We start from the raw sequence: 18,952 nt of genomic DNA on the forward strand, positions 1-18,952 counted from the left end.
GATGACCTCTCGGCGGTCTCCGGCTATCTCGCCGCGATCGGTGGACCGCTCACCGGTTGTCTCGTCGCCGGCTCGGCGGGGCGTGCAACGAGCGCAGCCGGACGTGCTACGACGGATATGTGACGTTGCCGGAAATGCGGTGCTCGGGTGCCCGGCCGAACGTCGGCGGGTGTGCGCCGCGATCATGGATTCCGGTGACGTGGAATGCGGAGGTCGGACGATGACATCGACACGACGGATCGGTTCGCCCGATGCGAAGAACCGGACGGTGCTGCTGGATGCGGCGGAACAGCTCATGCTCGAGGAGGGCTACGCCGCGGTCAGCTCGCGCAATGTCGCGCGTAGAGCCGGGTTGAAGTATCAGCTGGTCTACTACTACTTCCGGACCATGGACGAGCTGTTCCTCGCGGTCTTCCAGCGGCGCGCCGAGGAGGGACTCGAGCGGCAGGCGACCATTCTCGCCGCGAAGGATCCGCTGCGCGCACTGTGGAAGTTCGATCTCGACGCGGCCTCGCGCGGGGCGCTCACCATGGAGTTCGTCGCTTTGGCCAACCATCGCAAGGTGATTCGCGAAGCGTTGGTCGACTACTCGCGCCGCTTTCGTGAGACCGAGATCGAGATCGTGCGAACCGTGCTGCGGCGACACCGCATCGATCCGGATGTCTGGCCCCCCGAGGTGGTCGCCTTCGTGATGGCCGGAGTGTCCCGGACCATGGCGCTGGAAGGCGCCATCGGAATGACGACCGCGCACGCGGAAACCCTCGCCTTCGTGCGTGACCACCTGTCCCGCCTGGGCGAACCGCCGGCGGAAACGGTTGGGGACGAGTAACTTTCGGACTTCGCTCATCGACCCTGGTCAGGGCCGCGAACCTTGACCGCGCTCATCGCGGTGTGCTAAGCATGTGCTCAGCATTGCTGAGCAGTTGGTGAGCATTCGGCCGCGGAGAGCGTGCCGGGACGAAGGCGACTGCGAGGTCAGGCGACCGTGCCGATGCTGCCTCTTCACCAGGAGTCCGTCGTGAGCATGTTCGATGAGATCGACTTCTTCACCGACAAATCGATTGTCGAGAACCCCTACCCCTACTTCGAATCGCTGCGGTCCCGGTGCCCGGTGGCGCGCGAGCCGCACCACGGCGTGCTGGCGGTGACCGGGTACGACGCGGCCGTGGAGGTCTACCGCGATCACCGGACCTTCTCGAGCTGCATCGCCCCGACCGGGCCCTTCCCGGGCCTGCCGTTCGATCCCGCCGAGGGCGATATCGGGGCGCTGATCGAGAAACACCGCGAGGCGTTCCCGCTGCACGAGCACATGGTCACCTTCGATCAGCCGAAGCACACCATGCATCGCGACCTGCTCAAAGCCTTGTTCACGCCGCGACGGTTGCGGGAGAACGAGGAGTTCATGTGGGTACAGGCCGATCGCATGCTCGACGAATTCGTCGAGGATGGCCGGATCGAATTCCTGCGCCACTACGCGCAGCCGTTCGCCATGCTGGTGATCGCCAATCTGCTGGGCGTGCCGGAGGAGGACTACACCGATTTCCGGCGCGTGCTGTCCAGCACCACGCCGCCGGGCGCGATCGACGACGAGGTGATGGTCGGCAATCCGCTGGAATTCCTGGCCGACCGTTTCACCGGCTACCTGGAACAACGCCGGCGCGAGCCACGCGCGGATGTGTTGTCCGCGTTGGCTTCCGCGCGGTTTCCGGACGGTTCGCTGCCGGAGATCTCCGATCTGGTCCACCTGGCGTCGTTCCTGTTCGCCGCCGGGCAGGAGACCACCGCCAAGTTGCTGACCGCCGGTCTGCGAGTGCTCGCGGAGAATCCGGACATTCAGCAGGCGCTGCGCGAGGACCCCGACGGCATCGGCAGTTTCGTGGAGGAATGTCTGCGCCTGGAAGCGCCGGTCAAGACCGACTTCCGGCTCGCCTGCCAGGCGACCACGCTGGGCGGCGTGGAGGTTCCGGCGGGCAGCACGGTGATGGTGCTGCCCGGGGCCGCCAATCGTGATCCGTCGCGATTCGAGGATCCGGGTGATTTCGTCCTGGATCGCCCGAATGCCCGGGAACACATCTCGTTCGCCCGCGGAATCCACACGTGTCCCGGAGGACCGTTGGCGCGCTTGGAATCTCGGGTCAGCTTCGAACGGATCCTGCACCGGATGCGGGACATCCGGATCTCGGAAACCGAGCACGGCCCGGCGGGCGCGCGCAATTTCGAATACGAGCCGACCTATGTGCTGCGCGGGCTCAGCTCGTTGCACATCGAATTCACACCGGTCGCCACGGGCGAGAGATGACGAGCGAGGAATACCGATGGTCGAGACGAGTGACAGCGGGAATCCGTCGCGCGTGGCAATTGTCACCGGTGCTGCTTCGGGCATCGGCCTGGCGATCGCGCGAAGGCTGGCGCGCGAATCGCACCGGGTAGCGCTGTTCGATTCGAGCGCAGAGGCCGCGCGGAAGGCGGCGGCCGAACTGGTCGCGGATGGTCTGCACGCGGTCGCGTACCAGGTGGACGTCGCGGACGCCGACGCGGTCGAAGCGGCGGTTCGGCTGGTGCGCAAGGATTTCGGGCCGGTGCAGATCGTGGTGACCAGTGCCGGGGTCGAGGAGTACACGGCGTTCGAGGAGATCACCCGGGAACAGTGGGACCGCATCCTGGCGGTGAATCTGAACGGGACTTTCTCCTGTATTCAGGCCGCGGTTCCGGACATGGTCTCGGCAGGCTGGGGTCGCATCGTGACGATCTCCTCGTCCAGCGCGCAATCCGGGGCGAAGAATATGGCGCACTACGTCGCGTCCAAGGGTGGCGTGATCGGTTTGACCAAGGCGCTGGCCGCGGAATTGTCGCCGAAAGGCATCACCGTCAACAGCATTCCGCCCTCGATCATCGATACGCCGATGGCGCGGCAGGCGACCGAAGCGGGATTCTTCCCCGGCGTGGAGGTCATCGCGCCGATGACGCCGGTGCGCCGGGTGGGCACACCCGAGGACGTCGCGGCCGCATGCGCGTACTTGTGTTCGGAGAGTGCGGGTTTCGTGACCGGGCAGCTCATCGGCGTCAACGGCGGCCTGTACATCTGAACGGCCGGCGCATCGGCCGGATCGGTCTTCGGAGGAGTCATGGAAATACATATCGATCGGCGCAGGTGCGAAGGTCACGCACTGTGCGCGAGTATCGCGCCGAGCGTATTCGAGGTCGGTGCGGACGATCTGGCCACGGTCGTGGACGCGAATCCATCCGGGGACCTCGCGCGGCAGGTGCGCCTGGCCGTGGATGCCTGCCCGACACTGGCGATTTCGCTCGGCGGGTCGCCGTCATGAGAGCGCGTCGCGGGCACGGGAGCGAGTGAGCCGTGTCGATTCTGTTCGAGCCCGACGGGCGGGGGCCTTCGGCCTTGCGGCTGTTGCTCAGCGGCGTCTGCTTTCTGGTCGTCGTCGCCGGTGTCGCCACGGCGATGGTCGCGGTCTCGCGCGGCGCGTTCCGCCGGACCGTGCCGATCACCGCCGTACTCGCCGACGCCGGCGACGGGCTGCCGGTGAAATCCGACGTGAAGTACCTGGGCGTTCGAGTCGGTGCGGTGACCGCGGTCGCGCCGTCGCCCGAACCGGGCATGAATGATGTTCATATCCAACTCGATCCGCGATACGCCGGACAGATTCCGCGTTCGGTGACCGCTCGCGTGGTGCCCAGCAATGTGTTCGCCGTGCCGTCGATCCAATTGCTCTATCAAGGAGCCGCGCCTGCGGTGACCGGCAACGCGCGGATCCGCCAGGATCGCAGTGCGGCCACGGTGCGTCTGCAGACCTCGCTGGACCAGCTGCGCCGGATCCTGGCCGCGGTCGGCCGGGATCGCGCCGATACCGCCGTCGGCATGCTGGAGACCCTGGCCGAGGCCACCTCCGGGCGAGGGGAGTCGCTCGAAGCGGCGGGGGCGCAGTTGCGCCGGATCGTCGTCGAGCTGAACCGGGTGATATCGGTGCAGGCCGTACCGTCGACACTCGGCTCCCTGTCGGCGTCATTGCGTGAGTTGCGTTCGGCCGCACCGGAACTGCTCGATACGGTGCACCACAGCATCGAGCCGATGCTGACCGTCGCGCGGGAGCGGCGGCAGCTGACCGATCTGCTCACCGGGGGCGTGCACACCTTCGACACGGTCGGAAACGCCTTGGGCCACAACACCGATCGACTGATCTCCAGCACCACCCAGCTGTCGCCCGCCCTGGATGTGCTGGGCGACGGGGCGAGTCATTTCCCGCAGATCAGCAGTTCGGTCATCCGGATGAGCGGGAAATTCAACCAGACCTTCGATCCGCGCGCCCAACGGGTGACCGCGAAGGTGATCGTGCAGCTGACCCCGAACCGGCAGTACACCCGAGCCGACTGCCCGCGCTACGGCATGCTCGCGGGGACCAGCTGCTCGACCGCCCCGCAGGCTGCCGCGGCGCGCAACCGGCCACCGGACAGCGTGCAGCCCAACGGAGTTCATCCCGCCGAATGGCCGGTGACCGATATCGGACCGGTCGGTAGCGCGGCGGAACAGCAGCAGATCGCCGACATCCTGGGCGGAACGCCCAATGCCGCCGCCGACATTCTGTTCGGGCCCCTGGCGCGCGGGGCGACCGTCGCGGTGGCCGCCGAGCCGGATGGAGCGGGACGATGAGTTACCGACGGTCGCTGCTGGTGCTTATCGTGTTCGTCGCCGTGTCCGTGCTGCTGTCCTGGACGGTGATCGTCACCCTCGAACGCGGTGTGAGCGGCGCCACGTCCAAGTATTCGGCCATGTTCACCGATGTCTCGGGGCTGAGCGCCGGAGACGACGTCCGGGTGGCCGGGGTGCGGGTGGGCCGGGTCGATTCGATCGAGCTCGACGGCGCGATGGCCCGCGTCGGTTTCGAAATCCAGCGGGAGCAAACTCTTTTCGGTACCACTGTAGTTTCGGTGACATATCAGAACCTGATCGGTCAGCGCTATCTGGGGCTGTCGCAGGGGACGCGCGGCGCGCCGGAGGCGCTGCGTCCGGGAGCGGTCATCCCGCTGTCGAACACCGAACCGTCCTTCGACATCTCCAAGCTGCTGAAGGGTTTCGAGCCGTTGTTCGGCACGCTGGACCGCGGCGCGGTCGACCACATCACCGAGGCCCTGATCAAGGCACTGCAGGGCGACAACGGATCACTCACCGCCCTGATCGCCGAAACCACCGAACTCGCACAGTCCTTCGCGGGCCCCGACCAAGTGCTGGGGCAAGTGATCACGAACCTCACCACGATCGTCAAGGGCCTGGCCGCGCAGAGCGGCAACCTCACCACCGTCATCGATCAGACCCGCGCGATATTCGAAGGGCTGCAACGGAACAGGGATTCGCTGCTCGGGTCGGTGGATAGGCTATCGCGAGTGGTCGATCGGGTATCGCGGATCGCGACTGCCGACCAGCCCGCGCTGGATGCCTTCCTGAACCGGAATCCCGGCTTCGCGCAACATCTTCTGGACAACAAATACAAGTTCGGCGTGATGGGTTTCAACCTCCCGTTCATTCTGAAGGGGCTGGCGCGCATCACCCAGGAAGGCGGCTACGCGGACGCGGATATCTGTGACGTCACCTTCTCCCTGGCTCCGGGCATGTCGCCACTGGTGCCCGGAATTCTCGCCGCGCTGACTCCGGGCGGAGTCGTCCAGCATACGGCCAAGTGCAGGTGATCCGGATGTGCCGACAGACCGAGTTCTTGCGCAAGAGATTGCCGCACAGGCTGATTCGCTGGCGAGCGAAGCCGCTCGAAGAGTACCGCCGAGCATCGCTCGGACTGCTCGCGATCGGTGGTCTGACGCTCGCGATCGTGATCGCCCTGACGGTCGATTCGATGGACGTCGGGGACAGGGACGTGCGAGTCGATTTCGCGCAGGCGGCCCAGCTCGGCGCGGGGGATCGGGTGACCGTGGCCGGGGTGCCGGTCGGGAATGTCAGGACCATCCGACTGACCGAGGGGCATGTGGCGGTGACGTTGAGTGTGCATCACTCGGTGCGCCTCGGTGCGGACACCACCGCCGCGATCAAGCTCACGACTCTGCTGGGCAACCGATATGTCGAACTCGACCCGGCAGGCGTCGGTGACTCGAATCGAATCCCGTTGCAGCGCAGCAGTGTTCCTTACGATCTGGAGTCGGCGCTGGCCGACGCCACGACGACCTTCGGTCAGGTGGACGCCGACCAGGTCGCCAGGGCGCTGACGGATCTGTCCGGCCGGCTGGACGGTCTGCCCGAACTGATTCCATCGGTTGTGCAGAACGTCCGAACGCTGTCGGCGGTGATCGCCGAACGCCGCGGGCAGATCGGTGCGCTGCTGGCCTCCACGAGCAAGTTGACCGCCGTGATCACCAGCCAGCAGTCCGATCTGGGCGCCCTGTTCGATCAGGGCGGTGATCTGCTGCGCGAACTGCTGAGCCGCAAACAGGCGATCGAATCCATGGTCGCCGCCACGACGACGCTCGCGGACCGGCTCACCCCGCTGGCAGTGCGGGATCAGCCCGAAATCCGTTCGCTGCTGGCGAATCTGCGGGAGATCACCGCGATGCTGAGCCGCCACGACGATCTGCTGCGCAACATCCTCCAGGTCCTGCCGGTCCCCTGGCAGTCCTGGGCGAACCTGACCGGCACCGGACCGGAACTGGACACGACCGCCTCCTCCGGAGCCTTCGTCGACTCGTTCATGTGCGCGCTGGTGGGCCGCGCGCCGCAGGCACACATCTCACCGTATTCGGAGGAATGCCGATGAGCGCGGTGCGGGTCGCGGGCATGCCGCGCTGGGTGAAGATCGCCGCCGTTCTCGCGATCGCCGCGATCGTCGGTGTGGCGAGCGTCCCGCTGAGCCAGCTGGGCAGCGGAACGATCACGGTGACTGCGCAATTCGCCGACGCGGCGGGGCTGTACACCGGAAATCCGGTGGAGGTGCTGGGCATCCGGATCGGCAAGATCGACAGCATCACGCAGCGAGGCGATTTCGTCGAGGTGCGCATGAGCGTGGACCGGGCGATCTGGATCCCGGCGGATGCGAAAGCGGTGACGGTGTCGGATTCGGTGCTGACCGATCGGCATATCGAATTCACCCCCGCCTATCGCTCGGGTCCGGTGCTGGGTGACCGAACCGTGCTGTCCCCCGACCGGACTCGCACACCGGTCGAATTCGACAGCCTGTTGTCGACCGCGGACAGGTTGTCCCGCTCGCTCGGGGGCGACGGCAAAGGCAATGGCCCCCTGGCGAATATGGTCGATCTCGGCGCGTCGGTGACCACACGCAACGGCGGGGACATCAAGGCCGCCCTGGCGGAGTTGTCCCGTGCGCTGCGCATGGGAGACGACGGCGGCGCGGCGACGAAGAACGCCATCTCCGAGATCGTCGACGATCTGGACGCACTCACCACCACCGCCGCCGACAACGATCAGAAGGTGCGCGCGTTCGCCGCGGCCGTGCGTGGGATGAGCGATATGCTCGCCGATCTCGACCTCGGGTCCGGGGACACCGGCGCGAAGCTCGACCGGATCCTCACGCAGACAGCGGATCTCATGCAGTCCGAGCGCGGCACGGTGTCCGGGACCACTTCCGGCGCGAACGTGTTGCTGCGGAGTCTGGCGGAATATCAGCGCAGCATCGGGCAATTTCTGGACCTGTTCCCGCTCGTCACCGACAACGCGTACAACGCGATCGATCAGCAGGCCGGCGCCGGACGAGTGCACGTGAACGTCGACAAGATCGCCCTCGACGGCCAGATGGTCAAACAGGTGTGCAATGTGCTGCGGCTGAAGCAGTTGGGCTGTGCCACCGGGAAGGCATCGGATATGGGACCGGATTTCGGGGTGACGGCGATGTTGGCCGCGATCGCGGGTGTCCGGTGATGGCGGCGAAGGACACCGGGAAACTGCGCGGCGCTCTGGGCGCGGCCGCCACGGTCGGCGTGCTCACGACGGCAGCCTGCTCGGCCGGACTGGATTCGCTGCCGCTACCCGCACCGTCGGTCGGCGCACACACATACCTGATCACCGCCGAATTCGCCAATGCGCTGAATCTGCCGACCAAGGCGAAAGTGAAGCTGCAGGGAGCCGATATCGGTGAGGTCGAGGGTATGCGCGCACGCGACTTCACCGCCGTGGTGTCCCTGCGCATCCGGTCCGGGGTACAGCTTCCCGTCGGCACCACGGCCGAATTGCGTTCGGCCACACCGATGGGCGATGTGTTCGTGGCATTGACCCCGCCCGCAGCCGCGGGATCGGCACTGCTGCACGATGGTTCGGTCATCCCGAAGTCCACGACCTCGGACGCGGCGACCATCGAGGCCGTGCTGAGCCGGGCAGCCCTGCTGGTGAACGGCGGTGCGGTGCGCGATCTGGCCGAGGTCGTCAACGGACTCGGGGCGGACCTGGACGGTCGCGGAAACCGCTTGGCGGACTTGATCGCCCAGACCACGACACTGGTGCGGACGTTGTCACAGCGATCCGGCCAGATCCGCGAGGCGATCCGGGACACCGGCATACTCACCGATACGATCGCCGCGCAGCAGTCGACGGTGGACGCGGCGGTGGCCGCGGCGGGTCCCGCGGTGCAAGCCGTCGGCGGAAATACCCGCAACATCGTCGACCTGGCGGTCCGATTGAGCCGTATCGCCGGGGAACTCGAGAGATTCCCCTCGGTGAACGGGACCGGCAAGCGCAGCCTCATCACCGATCTGAACAACCTGTCGGCCGGATTGAACGCCGCGGCCGACCAGCCGGGCATCGATCTGAACGTGCTGAACGCGGCGATCGGCATCGTCGGAGGTAAGGTCGCCTCGTCCACCGGTGCGGGCGCCGATGCGGACATCACCCAGGTCGCGATCGGCGTGGTGCCCGATCCGAACTTCCCCGGCAATACCGATGCCCGGATCCCGGAGCGTACCGACTGGGCGAACTTCGTCGGATCGTTGGCATATACCTTGCGGCGCTTGCACGACCGGGTGATCGGACCCGGACGATGAACGCGGGGGAGCGGTCGATGGCCGCGCTCGGTGCGGTGGTGACATACCTTTTCCGCCACCGCCTGACCGTGTCGTGGATCGCACTGGTGCTGACGACGGTGCTGGGTGCGGCGTACCTCGTTTTCGGCCCGCTGCAGGCAGATCCGTTCCGCTCGACGTACGCGGTCCGCGTGCGGTTCGCGGAATCGGGTGGGTTGCAACCGAATCGAGATGTCACGGTGCGCGGGGTGCGGGTCGGGGAGGTGAAGTCGGTGCAGCTCGCCGATGGCGTCGTGGTGGCCGTGGCGGCGATCGACAATTCGGTGCGGATACCCGCCGACAGCACGGTCCGGGTGGCAGCGCTCTCGCCCGCGGGTGAGCAGTACCTGGACTTCGTGCCCCGGACCTCGGTGGGACCGTTCCTGGCCGACGGCGCGACAATCGGCGTGGACCGAACCTCGGCGCCGGTGACGCTGGCGCAGCTGCTCGGTGATATGAACGGCGCTGTTGTACAACTGGATCCGGCGAAACTCGCCTCGATCGTGCACGAACTGGGCGGGAGTCCGCAGGCCCCGCAGAAGCTGGCCGCGATCATCCAGGGCGGCACCTTCATGATCACGACGCTGGGTTCGGTGCTGCCGCAGACGGTCGGCCTGCTGCGCAACAGCGAGATCGTGCTGTCGACGGTCCGTGATCTGTCCCCGGGCCTGGCCGCCACGGCCGCGGAGCTGGACCGGACCGCCGCGGGAATGGAGCGCATGACCGGCGGTTACCGGACTCTCCTGGCCCAGAGCCCGCGAGCCCTGCACGCCATGGACGACATCATCGCGGACAACTCACCCACGATGGTGCAACTGCTCGGCAACCTGGCCACCGTCGCGCAGATGTCGTATCTGCACGTACCGGCGTTGCGGGAGTTCTTCTTCCCGGAGCAGCGCCCCGGCTCGGCGGTGGACGCGCTGGCCGGCGCCTTTCACGACAACGCGGTCTGGGCGCTGGTGAATCTCTACCCGCGCAAACAATGCGACTACGACCTGCCCCGAAAACCCATCACCGCACCGGATTACCCCGAGCCGTATCTGTACACCTACTGCACGGATCCGGACCCGAGTCTGGTGGTGCGCGGCGCGCGCAATGCCCCACAGCCTCCCGGCGACGATACGGCTCACCCACCGCCAGGGGCGAATCCGCTCGCGACCACCGACCCGACACCGCAGGGGCGATGGTCCATTCCCACACCGTACGGCGGCGTGCCCGAGCCCTACGTGCCGCCGAAATGATCTGCTCGACAATATATTTCAGGAGTGGCTGATGTCGACATCGCAGCTGGAGTCGGGCGCGGAGGTCGCGGGGACCGAACCGGACGAGACCGCCGGTGAGAACAACGGCAGCGACCTCCCCTCGGATGTGGACCACGACAGCGCGGAAACCGAAGCGCGGGCAGAGCAATCCGGCGAGATCGGTGGACACGGCGTCGCGAGGCGATGGCTTCTGCGTGCGGGCGCGGTGCTGATCGTGGTCATCGCGATCGTATCCTCGGTGTTCGCCGGATTCCTCGGCTGGAAACAACACCGCCGCGACGAGGTCGACACGGCCGCCCGGCAGGCGCTGTCCACCGCGCGGACCTACGCCGTCACGCTCACGAGCATCGATTCCCAGCACATCGACCAGGATTACGACCACGTATTGGCCGGGGCGACGGGCGATTTCAAGGATATGTACTCGCAGTCGAGCAGCCAGTTGAAGAAGATGCTGATCGAGAACAAAGCGCGCAGCGTGGGCAAGGTCGTGGACGCGAGCGTGCAGAGCGCGTCCCGGGATCAGGTCGTGGTCATGTTGTTCGTCGATCAGGAGATCACCAATGCGGTGAGCCCCGATCCGCGGCTGGACCGGAGCCGGATCCTCATCACGATGCGGTCGGTCGGCGGCGGGTGGATGGCCGCGAGGGTGGAGATGGCCTGATGACGATCACGGCAACCGATATCAGCGGCTGGGGGCGCGGTTACCTGCGGCGCCATCCCATCGCATCGCTCGACACCGTGGGGTCCCAGTTCGTCCTGGGAGTTCGTGCGGTGCAGTACCTGATCTCGGATATCGCGACGGGCCGGTTCGCGTTCCGGGAATTCGTACAGCAGGCCGCGTTCATGGTGAAGACCTCGTATGTGCCGACCATCGCGGTCGCCCTGCCGATCAGCGCGACGCTGTCCATCCAGTTCGGGCTGATCGCCGGACAGGTCGGTGCGAACTCGCTGGCGGGTGCGGCCAGCGGCCTGGCGGTCATCCGCCAGGCCGCGCCGGTGGTCACGGCGATGCTGCTGGCCGCGGCGGTGGGCTCGGCCATCTGCGCGGACCTCGGTTCGCGCACGATCCGCGAGGAGATCGACGCCATGACCGTGATGGGAGTGCAGGTGATCCATCGGCTCGTGGTGCCGCGGGTGGCGGCCGGTGTGGTGGTGGCGGTCGGGCTGACCGGATTGAGCGCCTTCGTCGGATTCATCGCCGGATACCTGTTCGACGTCTACGTGCAGGGCGGGACACCGGGCAGTTTCGTGGCCACCTTCTCCTCCTTCGCGACGATCGGGGACATGTATCTGGCGGTGGTGAAGGCCGTCGTGTTCGGGCTCATCGTGACGGTGGTCGCGTGCCAGAAGGGCCTGAGCACCAGAGGTGGCCCGAGCGGCGTGGCGGATTCGGTCAATGCCGCGGTCGTCGCGTCGATCGTGCTGCTCATGGTGGTGAACGTGGGATTCACCGAGATCTACACCCTGCTGTTCCCGCGAGAGGCGTTGTAGCGATGGCGGCACCCTACTATCCGCTCGGGCTCGGCGCCCTGATGCGGGCGAGCGCCGCACCGCTGCGGCTGGTCATGCGCTTCGGGCATATGGGGCGGTTCTTCGTCCGGGCGGTGATCTCGATTCCCGTTGTGCTGCGGCACTATCGCAACGAGTTCCTGCGTCTGGTGTCGGTGGTGTCCTGGGGTAACGGCTCGCTCATCGTGGGCGGGGGAACCGCCGGAATCATCATCGTGCTCGGCGCCAGCGCGGGGGCGCTGGTCGGCATCGAGGGATACAGTGCGCTGAAACTGCTGGGCCTCGGCCCGGCGACCGGGCTGATCTCCGCCACGGCCTCCACCCGCGAGCTGGCTCCGATCATGGCTTCCATCGCCTTCGCCGCGCAGGCCGGATGCCGCTTCACCGCGCAACTGGGCGCGATGCGGATCTCCGAGGAGATCGACGCGATGGAGACGCTGGCGATCCGATCGATTCCGTACCTGGTCACCACCCGGCTCATGGCCGCGGTGGCGGCGATCGTCCCGCTGTACCTGGTGTGCCTGGCGATGAATTTCATCGCCGTCCGGATCGCCATCGGTGTCGCGGGCAACCAGACGCCCGGCACCTACCAGCACTACTTCCGGATGGTGCTCAGCGGGACCGACATCGTGTACTCGTTGTCGAAAGCCGTTGTGTTCGTGGTGATCACGACGACGATCCAGTGCTATTACGGCTACTACTCCACCGGGGGCCCGGAGGGAGTCGGCGTGGCGGCGGGGCGCGCGATGCGTGCCTGCATCACGGTGATGATATGCGTGAATCTACTTCTCACGCTTGCGCTGTGGGGATTCGACTCCGGGGCGAGGCTGAGCGGTTAGGCGGGGGTGCGAAGCGGCTCGCGACCATCGCGCACAATCGTGGGTACCCGCACGATTCGCCGACGGGTCGATGGTGGAAGGAGCAGGCGATGGGTTCGCGCGTATTGAGTCAGTGGGAGGAGATCACCGCCGCCGATCCGACGCATTCGGTGCGGTACGCCGAGCGGTTCCGCACTCTGGCGGCCGAGGGCAAGGACATCTTCGGCGAGGCACGCCTGATCGATGCGATGGTCGGCCGGGGTTCGCGGGTGCTCGACGCCGGATGCGGCGCCGGACGACTGGGCGGATATCTGCATCGGGCCGGACACGAGGTGGTGGGCGTCGACGTCGACCCGGTGCTGATCGAGGCGGCCGAACTGGATTTCCCGGGCCCGCGCTGGCTGGTCGGCGACCTGGCCGAACTGGACCTGCCCGGCCGGGGCATCGCCGAGCAGTTCGACGCGGTGCTGTGCGCGGGCAATGTGATGGGCTTCGTGGCCGTCTCCACCCGCCGCGACGTCCTGGCCGGATTCGCCCGCCACACCGCCCCGGACGGACGCGTGGTCGTCGGATTCGGCAGCGGCCGCGGCTACGACTTCGACGATTTCCTCGCCGACGCGCGATCCGTCGGCCTGCGGCCCGATGTGCTCCTGTCGACCTGGGACCTGCGCCCGTTCACCCCGGAATCCGACTTCCTCGTGGCGGTGTTCTCCAGTACGGCCGGGTGAGCACCGCGGCTGTGGCCGCGACCGGTCGGGCCGGCGGATTCGGGTAGGCGTCGGGCTGTTCGCCGCCGCGGTGAGGGCGATTCGTCCTTCCCGGATCGCCGTGCCGAGCTGGATACTTCGTCTCTCGCGCGAGGTGTGCGCATGAGACTCCTGGTGATCACGGCAGGGTCCGGCGGCTATATGGTCGGTGGAGTAGGTGTGCGATGGAGGAGACGATGGCGGTGGCGGCGGAGTCGGTCGGCACGGTTCCGGAATGGTTCACCAGGGCTGTCGCGGAGTTGCCGGAACATCGCGAGGCCGAGGTCGCCGGGGCTGCGATTCATCTGCGCTGCTGGGGACGGACTGGAACGGCCGGTGTGGTCCTGGTGCATGGCGGGTCGGCGCATTCGGGCTGGTGGGACCACATCGGTCCGCTGCTCGGGACGACCCATCGTGTGGTGGCCGTCGATCTGTCCGGCCACGGTGACAGTGCCAGAAGATCCCGGTATCCGATCGGGGGCTGGGCCGACGAGGTGATGGCGGCGGCCGAGGCCGGGGGGATCGTCGGGCAGCCGTACATCGTCGGTCACAGCATGGGCGGGAGGATCGCCGGTGCGGTCGGCGCCCGGCATCGCGAATCGGTCGCGGGCCTGATCATCATCGATTCGCCGTTTCAGGAGCCGTCCGCGGAGTCCATCGCCGGGCAGCTGCGCCGGGCGCCGAAGACGTACCCGAGCGAGGAGGAGATCTGCGGCCGGTTCCGTACCGTGCCGGAACAGGACACGCTGCTTCCCTATGTGGCGCGGCACGTCGCCGCGGAATCGGTGCGGAAAACCGATGAGGGATGGGTGTGGAAATTCGATCCCGACATGTTGCGCAAGCGACTCGACCACGGGCGTATTCCACCTCTGGAACCACTCCGGACCGGGGAGACGCCGGTGGTGTACATCCGTTGCGAGCGCGGGTTGGTGAGCCGGGAACGGGCATCGGAGATAGCCGGGCTGTTCGATCGCCCCGCGACGGTCGTCGAACTGGCCGAGGCGGGCCACCACCCGATGATGGACCAGCCCCTTCCGCTCGTCGCGACTCTACGCACCGTCCTGGCGCAGTGGGATTCCATGCGGACGATCGCCCTCGCACACCACCAGCAGTAGCGTGACAGTGCACACGGATACGCCCGCCGATGCCGCTGCGCGTCTACCGATGGCCACGGCCACCGCCGTGGTGAACGTGATCGCTGTTCTGGGCCTCGCCACCGTGGTGTGAGCAGGTACCCGGGCCGGTGCTCGGGCTGGAAGTGCCGTCATTGCACAGTGTGCCTCCGCTCGAACCGTCGGCGGACCCGCTGGACCCGCTACCGGCGGAGCCGGTGTCGATCCTCGAGGCGGCGGTCGCGGTCCCGTGCAGCACACCGGTGGCGGCCACGGCCAGCAGGACGGTGCCGATCAAAGTACGAAGTTCCATGGATGAGTCCTTTCGGGCGGAATCGACGGAGAGCACTTCGCCAGGTGCGCACCCGCCGTTACAGCGACTCGGACGTGTTGGCAGAGGCTCGCGAGCCGACCGTCCCGACCGGTTTTCCCGATCGCGTGATTCCGATGTAGTCGCGAAGTCGCGCCGGTCGCGGAAACGGAGTCGTTGGTGGATGAACCGGACCGGTCGCGCGTTCCCACCCCCAATCTCTCCGCAACATCTGGTCTGAAGTCTCAGGGGGCATCAAAACCCTGGTGTCACATCAGGTTTGGCCATCACACTTGCCGAGTGAAACTTGGTATCGGGAGTGGCGCTCTCGGGCTACGCGCGGGTGTGTCGACTCGTGGAGTCGGGTTCGGCGCGGGTCCGTTGTCCGCGGGGCACCCATGGCATTCGAGACGCCATTTCTCCGGCGGTGGCGGAACTGGATGTGCGACGGTCGTGGCGGTACTGATCGTCCTCGCGGTGATCTCGGCATTCCTGCTGTGGCCTTACAGGCTCGGCGCCGCTGTCGCAGTCGGACTCGGCGCTGGGAACCCCTCTGGAGTAAGGACTTTCGTTGGCTGCCTGTTCGAATGGCCCTGGTTGACACTACTTACTTTTCTCGTGATCCACCGATTGCGGGGTAAGCGGCGGGTGGCGATGATGCCGGCATTGCTGATCGCGACTGCCGTCTCGGCGGTGTTGGTCTTATTCGGCGGGGTCGTGGCGCTGCGGCCGAATCATCACGCCGTAGCGGATGTTGCCGCTGTTCCGACGTCGACCATGAGCGGAGACGTTCCGCCGACGGTGACGCCGCCCCCCGATGTGGGGTTGGAATCGGCTTCCGCCGCTCCAGGTCCGGCTTCTGCGGATAACGGCGACGGTTCGGGTATGGACATCGATCGGCAAGGATTCGTTGCCTATCCAGGAGCCCGTTGCGATTTCACGAACCCGGCGGTGGCGATCGGTCGTACTGCTCAGTTGCTCGTGGTGATTTGTGAAACCGGGGTGGGCCGTCTGTACTACAAGGGGATGCGGCCAGAGGCCGGGACCTCGGTCGAGATCGATGACCCGGTGCGCACGGCTACCGGATTTCGCGCGTCCAATGCAGGAGTGCAATACATACTCGGCCCCGGTGCGCTCGTGATCACCTCGGGTGGGACGCAACTGGCCGACGAGGCGATGCTGAGCTACTGGTCGGGCTAGAGATTTCGGGCCGCTGGTCGGCGCGAGTGTTCGAAGCTGCCTGCGGCGCTTCCCGCTGGGTGTCTCGCGGAGCGGGAGGGGTCTCGCCAAAGTAGAACGTGTTCCTATAACGTCGGGGTGTGCAGAAAGAACAACGCCCTGCGGTGGCAGATTGGTTCACTGCGGACGACGGTGTGGTGCGTCTCGTGGGAAGTCGGTGCGGGGTGTGTGGCACGCCGTACTTCCCGCGGAACACGCTGGCTTGCCGCAATCCGCAGTGTGCAAGTCCGAAGGACGGCTCCGAACTGGCCGAATACCTGTTTTCCACGCGCGGCCGGATCTGGTCGTACGCCGACGCGCGGTACAAGCCGCCCGCGCCGTACGTCTCGCCCGACCCGTTCGAGCCCTACGTCGTCGCGGCGGTGGAACTCGAGGTCGAGCAGATGGTGATTCTCGGGCAGGTGGTGCGCGGACTGACCGTGGACGATCTGGCCGTCGGCATGCCGGTCGAGCTGACCCTCGGCGTGCTGTACGAGGACGAGGAAGCCGAGCACACGGTGTGGATGTGGAGGCCCGTCGATGCCTGATACGAATGATCGCGATATCGCCGTTCTCGGTGCGGGTATGCACCAGTGGGGCAAATGGGGTCGCAATTTCGTCGAGTACGGGCTGGTCGCGGCGCGTGCGGCGCTGGCGGACGCCGGGGTCGACCACCGCGACGTCGGCTATATCGCGGGCGCGGACACCATCCGCAACGGATATCCGGGGTTCGTCTCCGGCGCGACCTTCGCCCAGGCGCTGGGCTGGTCGGGCGCGCGGATCTCGAGCAGCTACGCCGCCTGCGCGTCGGGTGCGCAGGCCATCGCCAACGCGCGCGCCCAGATCCTGGCCGGACTGACCGATGTGGCCCTGGTCGTCGGCGCGGACGCCGCGCCGAAGGGATTCTTCCAGCCGGTCGGCGGGGAACGCCGCGACGATCCGGACTGGTTGCGCTTCCACCTGCTCGGGGCCACCAACCCGATCTATTTCGCGCTGTATGCCCGTCGCCGGATGGCGTTGCACGGCGCCACGCTGGACGATTTCGCCGCGGTCAAGGTGAAGAACGCCCGCCACGGCCTGAACAACCCGTACGCCCGCTACCGCAAGGAGGTCTCGGCCGAGGACGTCGCCGCCTCGGCGGTCGTCTCGGATCCGCTGCGGTTGCTGGACATCTGCGCGACCAGTGACGGCGGTGCGGCGCTGGTGCTGACATCGATGGAATACGCGCGCCGGCATGGCATCAGCGATCCGGTCCGCATCCGCGGCCTGTCCACGGTGACGCCGACGTTCCCGAAAACCGTTCTCGACCTTCCGGATTTCGCGACCGATTCGGCCGTGGCGTTCGCCGCGCCGCCGCGCCCGTTCCGCTCGACGCTCGCGGACGCCGCGTACGAGGAGGCCGGTCTCGGGCCCGCGGATCTGTCCTTCGCGGAGGTCTACGACCTGTCCACGGCCCTGGAACTCGATTGGTACGAGGATATCGGGCTGTGCGAGGTGGGCGGCGCCGAGGAGTTGTTGCGCAGTGGCGCAACAACTCTGGGTGGCCGGGTGCCGGTGAACCCCAGTGGCGGGCTGGCCAGCTTCGGTGAGGCGATTCCCGCGCAGGCGATCGCGCAGATCTGCGAGCTGACCTGGCAGTTGCGCGGTCAGGCCGATGGGCGTCAGGTGGAGAACGCCCGGGCGGGTATCGCGGTGAACCAGGGCCTGTTCGGCCACGGTTCGGCGATCATCGCCACGCGCTGAGCTGCTTCGACCCGAAAACCCGGGCACTGCCGGGGTTTTCGGGCATCTGCGCCCGGAACGGCGGCACGATCGCCCCAGTCTGCCGTCCGTCACCCGGCCGGACTGTCCGGCGGACAGCTGCAACGCGCCGCCCTGGCGCGAGCGCTCCTGGCCCGCCCGCGCGTACTGATCTGTGACGAGATCGCCACGGCCTTGGATTACGCTCTGGCACAACGTCTTCTGGATCAGCTCGAGCGCTATCGCCGCGACACCGACGCCGTCGTTCTGCTCGTCGGCCACGACCTGGCCGGACTGCTGAACCGCTCGGATCGCTCGGCGGTGGTCGACGACGGCCGGATCGCCGCGATCGGGACCCCACAGGAAGTGCCGGCCGGTCCGCAAATCACCGTCCTGGGCCGCCTTCTCGCCGCGGACGGTCTTTCCCGCCGGGTCGTCCCAGCCGATCCGGCGGGCAGCGAGACCGGTGCACGATCGCGTGCGTCGTCCGGGACGGCCCGGTTCCGCACTGGGCTCCGCGGCCACTCCGGCGATCCATTCGGGTAGTCTCTGAGGTAGTCTGGACGTGTGGCGATCGAGTGGTATTGGGCGCTTGCGCAGGTGCTCATGCACACGGGAGTCGATCCGGATGATGTATTCGACCTGGTGGATGCCTGGATGAAGGGTGATCGGCAGGTCCGGCTGCGGACCGCGGTCGATCCGGCTACCGGCCTCACGTCCCTGGTGATCTGGGGCCGTACCGACGACGGCACACCGCTGTCGGTCTTCGCTCGCCGGCTCGGGCGCGACATCGAGGTGTACAGTGCCGCGTACCTCACCGCCGACCAGGCCGCGGACTTCGAGAAGTGGGAGGCGACCCGCAATGACTGATCCGTTGTCGAATATGAGCCCCGCCGAGGTGGCGGCGATGGCCGAGCGCCTCGAGTTCACCGACGAGCCGATCACCCCGCCGATCGAAACCGGCCCGGCCGCCGAACCGGTGCTGATTCCCAGATCGGTGAAGCTCACCCGCGATCTGGACAAGGCGTGCAAGCGGCGCGCGGGCAATCTCGGTCTGTCGCAATCGGCCTATATCCGTTCGCTGATCGAACGTGACGTCGCCGAGTCCGGGACCGGCGAACAACGTCCGGCGTGGGTGCGCGAGCTGCTGGCCGTGATCGCCCAGCACGAGAACGACGAGCAACGCCAGGCATCCTGAAAGCCCGGCGCCGAG

General features: G+C 67.0%; 21 protein-coding genes and 2 pseudogenes. 22 read left to right on the plus strand and 1 reads right to left on the minus strand.

The window, feature by feature from the left end; genetic code table 11:
• Nucleotides 1-220 precede the first annotated feature (220 nt).
• The 15 genes from AC5WS7_RS05385 (at nt 221) to AC5WS7_RS05455 (ending at nt 14,474) form a co-directional block, all read left to right on the plus strand.
• Nucleotides 221-829 (plus strand): TetR/AcrR family transcriptional regulator, encoded by a 609-nt coding sequence (locus AC5WS7_RS05385; RefSeq protein ID WP_495953193.1) that lies wholly within the window; start codon nt 221-223, stop codon nt 827-829.
• 189 nt (nt 830-1,018) lie between these two features.
• Nucleotides 1,019-2,299: a cytochrome P450 gene (locus AC5WS7_RS05390; protein WP_495953194.1), complete on the plus strand. Its 1,281-nt coding sequence runs from the start codon at nt 1,019-1,021 to the stop codon at nt 2,297-2,299.
• Between the two features lie 16 nt (nt 2,300-2,315).
• The gene (locus tag AC5WS7_RS05395; RefSeq protein ID WP_495953195.1) at nt 2,316-3,086 is read left to right on the plus strand and encodes an SDR family NAD(P)-dependent oxidoreductase; all 771 of its coding nucleotides are present in this window, start codon (nt 2,316-2,318) and stop codon (nt 3,084-3,086) included.
• 39 nt (nt 3,087-3,125) lie between these two features.
• Nucleotides 3,126-3,326, plus strand: coding sequence for a ferredoxin (locus AC5WS7_RS05400; protein ID WP_495953196.1), 201 nt, complete (start codon nt 3,126-3,128; stop codon nt 3,324-3,326).
• 32 nt (nt 3,327-3,358) lie between these two features.
• A complete protein-coding gene (locus AC5WS7_RS05405; protein ID WP_495953197.1) occupies nt 3,359-4,666 on the plus strand; it encodes an MlaD family protein in 1,308 nt (435 codons plus the stop codon).
• Nucleotides 4,663-5,700, plus strand: coding sequence for an MlaD family protein (locus tag AC5WS7_RS05410; RefSeq protein ID WP_495953198.1), 1,038 nt, complete (start codon nt 4,663-4,665; stop codon nt 5,698-5,700). The genes AC5WS7_RS05405 and AC5WS7_RS05410 overlap by 4 nt, the downstream gene beginning before the upstream one ends.
• A gap of 5 nt (nt 5,701-5,705) precedes the next feature.
• A complete protein-coding gene (locus AC5WS7_RS05415) occupies nt 5,706-6,773 on the plus strand; it encodes an MCE family protein (protein WP_495953199.1) in 1,068 nt (355 codons plus the stop codon).
• Entirely contained in the window at nt 6,770-7,891 is a 1,122-nt protein-coding gene (locus AC5WS7_RS05420; RefSeq protein WP_495953200.1) for an MlaD family protein, read from the plus strand. Before AC5WS7_RS05415 ends, AC5WS7_RS05420 begins: the two co-directional genes overlap by 4 nt.
• The gene (locus AC5WS7_RS05425) at nt 7,891-9,006 is read left to right on the plus strand and encodes an MCE family protein (RefSeq protein ID WP_495953201.1); all 1,116 of its coding nucleotides are present in this window, start codon (nt 7,891-7,893) and stop codon (nt 9,004-9,006) included. Before AC5WS7_RS05420 ends, AC5WS7_RS05425 begins: the two co-directional genes overlap by 1 nt.
• A gap of 17 nt (nt 9,007-9,023) precedes the next feature.
• Entirely contained in the window at nt 9,024-10,265 is a 1,242-nt protein-coding gene (locus AC5WS7_RS05430; protein WP_495953202.1) for an MlaD family protein, read from the plus strand.
• Between the two features lie 31 nt (nt 10,266-10,296).
• Nucleotides 10,297-10,947 carry an Rv1363c family protein gene (locus AC5WS7_RS05435; RefSeq protein WP_495953203.1) on the plus strand — a complete coding sequence of 217 codons (651 nt, stop codon included), beginning with the start codon at nt 10,297-10,299 and terminating at the stop codon, nt 10,945-10,947.
• A complete protein-coding gene (locus AC5WS7_RS05440; RefSeq protein WP_495953204.1) occupies nt 10,947-11,777 on the plus strand; it encodes an MlaE family ABC transporter permease in 831 nt (276 codons plus the stop codon). The genes AC5WS7_RS05435 and AC5WS7_RS05440 overlap by 1 nt, the downstream gene beginning before the upstream one ends.
• Before the next feature lie 2 nt (nt 11,778-11,779).
• Nucleotides 11,780-12,634 carry an ABC transporter permease gene (locus AC5WS7_RS05445; protein WP_495953205.1) on the plus strand — a complete coding sequence of 285 codons (855 nt, stop codon included), beginning with the start codon at nt 11,780-11,782 and terminating at the stop codon, nt 12,632-12,634.
• Between the two features lie 89 nt (nt 12,635-12,723).
• Nucleotides 12,724-13,341 (plus strand): class I SAM-dependent methyltransferase, encoded by a 618-nt coding sequence (locus tag AC5WS7_RS05450; protein WP_495953206.1) that lies wholly within the window; start codon nt 12,724-12,726, stop codon nt 13,339-13,341.
• 203 nt (nt 13,342-13,544) lie between these two features.
• Entirely contained in the window at nt 13,545-14,474 is a 930-nt protein-coding gene (locus tag AC5WS7_RS05455) for an alpha/beta fold hydrolase (RefSeq protein WP_495953207.1), read from the plus strand.
• A gap of 121 nt (nt 14,475-14,595) precedes the next feature.
• On the opposite strand, the pseudogene AC5WS7_RS05460 reads toward AC5WS7_RS05455, so the two are convergent.
• Nucleotides 14,596-14,784: pseudogene (locus AC5WS7_RS05460) on the minus strand (hypothetical protein); the annotation flags it as partial.
• Nucleotides 14,785-15,234: 450 nt separating this feature from the next.
• Here AC5WS7_RS05460 and AC5WS7_RS05465 point away from each other — a divergent pair.
• The 7 genes and pseudogenes from AC5WS7_RS05465 to AC5WS7_RS05495 all read left to right on the plus strand — a co-directional run bounded on the left by AC5WS7_RS05465 (nt 15,235) and on the right by AC5WS7_RS05495 (nt 18,937).
• On the plus strand, nt 15,235-15,981 hold the full coding sequence (locus tag AC5WS7_RS05465; protein ID WP_495953208.1) for a hypothetical protein: 747 nt from the start codon (nt 15,235-15,237) through the stop codon (nt 15,979-15,981).
• Nucleotides 15,982-16,100: 119 nt separating this feature from the next.
• Entirely contained in the window at nt 16,101-16,547 is a 447-nt protein-coding gene (locus AC5WS7_RS05470; protein WP_444543732.1) for a Zn-ribbon domain-containing OB-fold protein, read from the plus strand.
• Nucleotides 16,540-17,742 carry a lipid-transfer protein gene (locus tag AC5WS7_RS05475; protein ID WP_495953209.1) on the plus strand — a complete coding sequence of 401 codons (1,203 nt, stop codon included), beginning with the start codon at nt 16,540-16,542 and terminating at the stop codon, nt 17,740-17,742. The genes AC5WS7_RS05470 and AC5WS7_RS05475 overlap by 8 nt, the downstream gene beginning before the upstream one ends.
• Nucleotides 17,743-17,835: 93 nt before the next feature.
• Nucleotides 17,836-17,913 (plus strand): annotated as a pseudogene (locus tag AC5WS7_RS05480) (ATP-binding cassette domain-containing protein); the annotation flags it as partial.
• 21 nt (nt 17,914-17,934) lie between these two features.
• Nucleotides 17,935-18,285 carry a hypothetical protein gene (locus tag AC5WS7_RS05485; protein ID WP_495953210.1) on the plus strand — a complete coding sequence of 117 codons (351 nt, stop codon included), beginning with the start codon at nt 17,935-17,937 and terminating at the stop codon, nt 18,283-18,285.
• Nucleotides 18,286-18,306: 21 nt separating this feature from the next.
• Nucleotides 18,307-18,609: a hypothetical protein gene (locus AC5WS7_RS05490; protein WP_495953211.1), complete on the plus strand. Its 303-nt coding sequence runs from the start codon at nt 18,307-18,309 to the stop codon at nt 18,607-18,609.
• Nucleotides 18,602-18,937, plus strand: a complete 336-nt coding sequence (locus tag AC5WS7_RS05495) for a hypothetical protein (protein WP_495953212.1) — start codon at nt 18,602-18,604, stop codon at nt 18,935-18,937. Before AC5WS7_RS05490 ends, AC5WS7_RS05495 begins: the two co-directional genes overlap by 8 nt.
• The last annotated feature ends 15 nt before the right edge of the window (nt 18,938-18,952 follow it).

The sequence above is a fragment of the Nocardia sp. PLKS1-43 genome, from assembly GCF_059510335.1.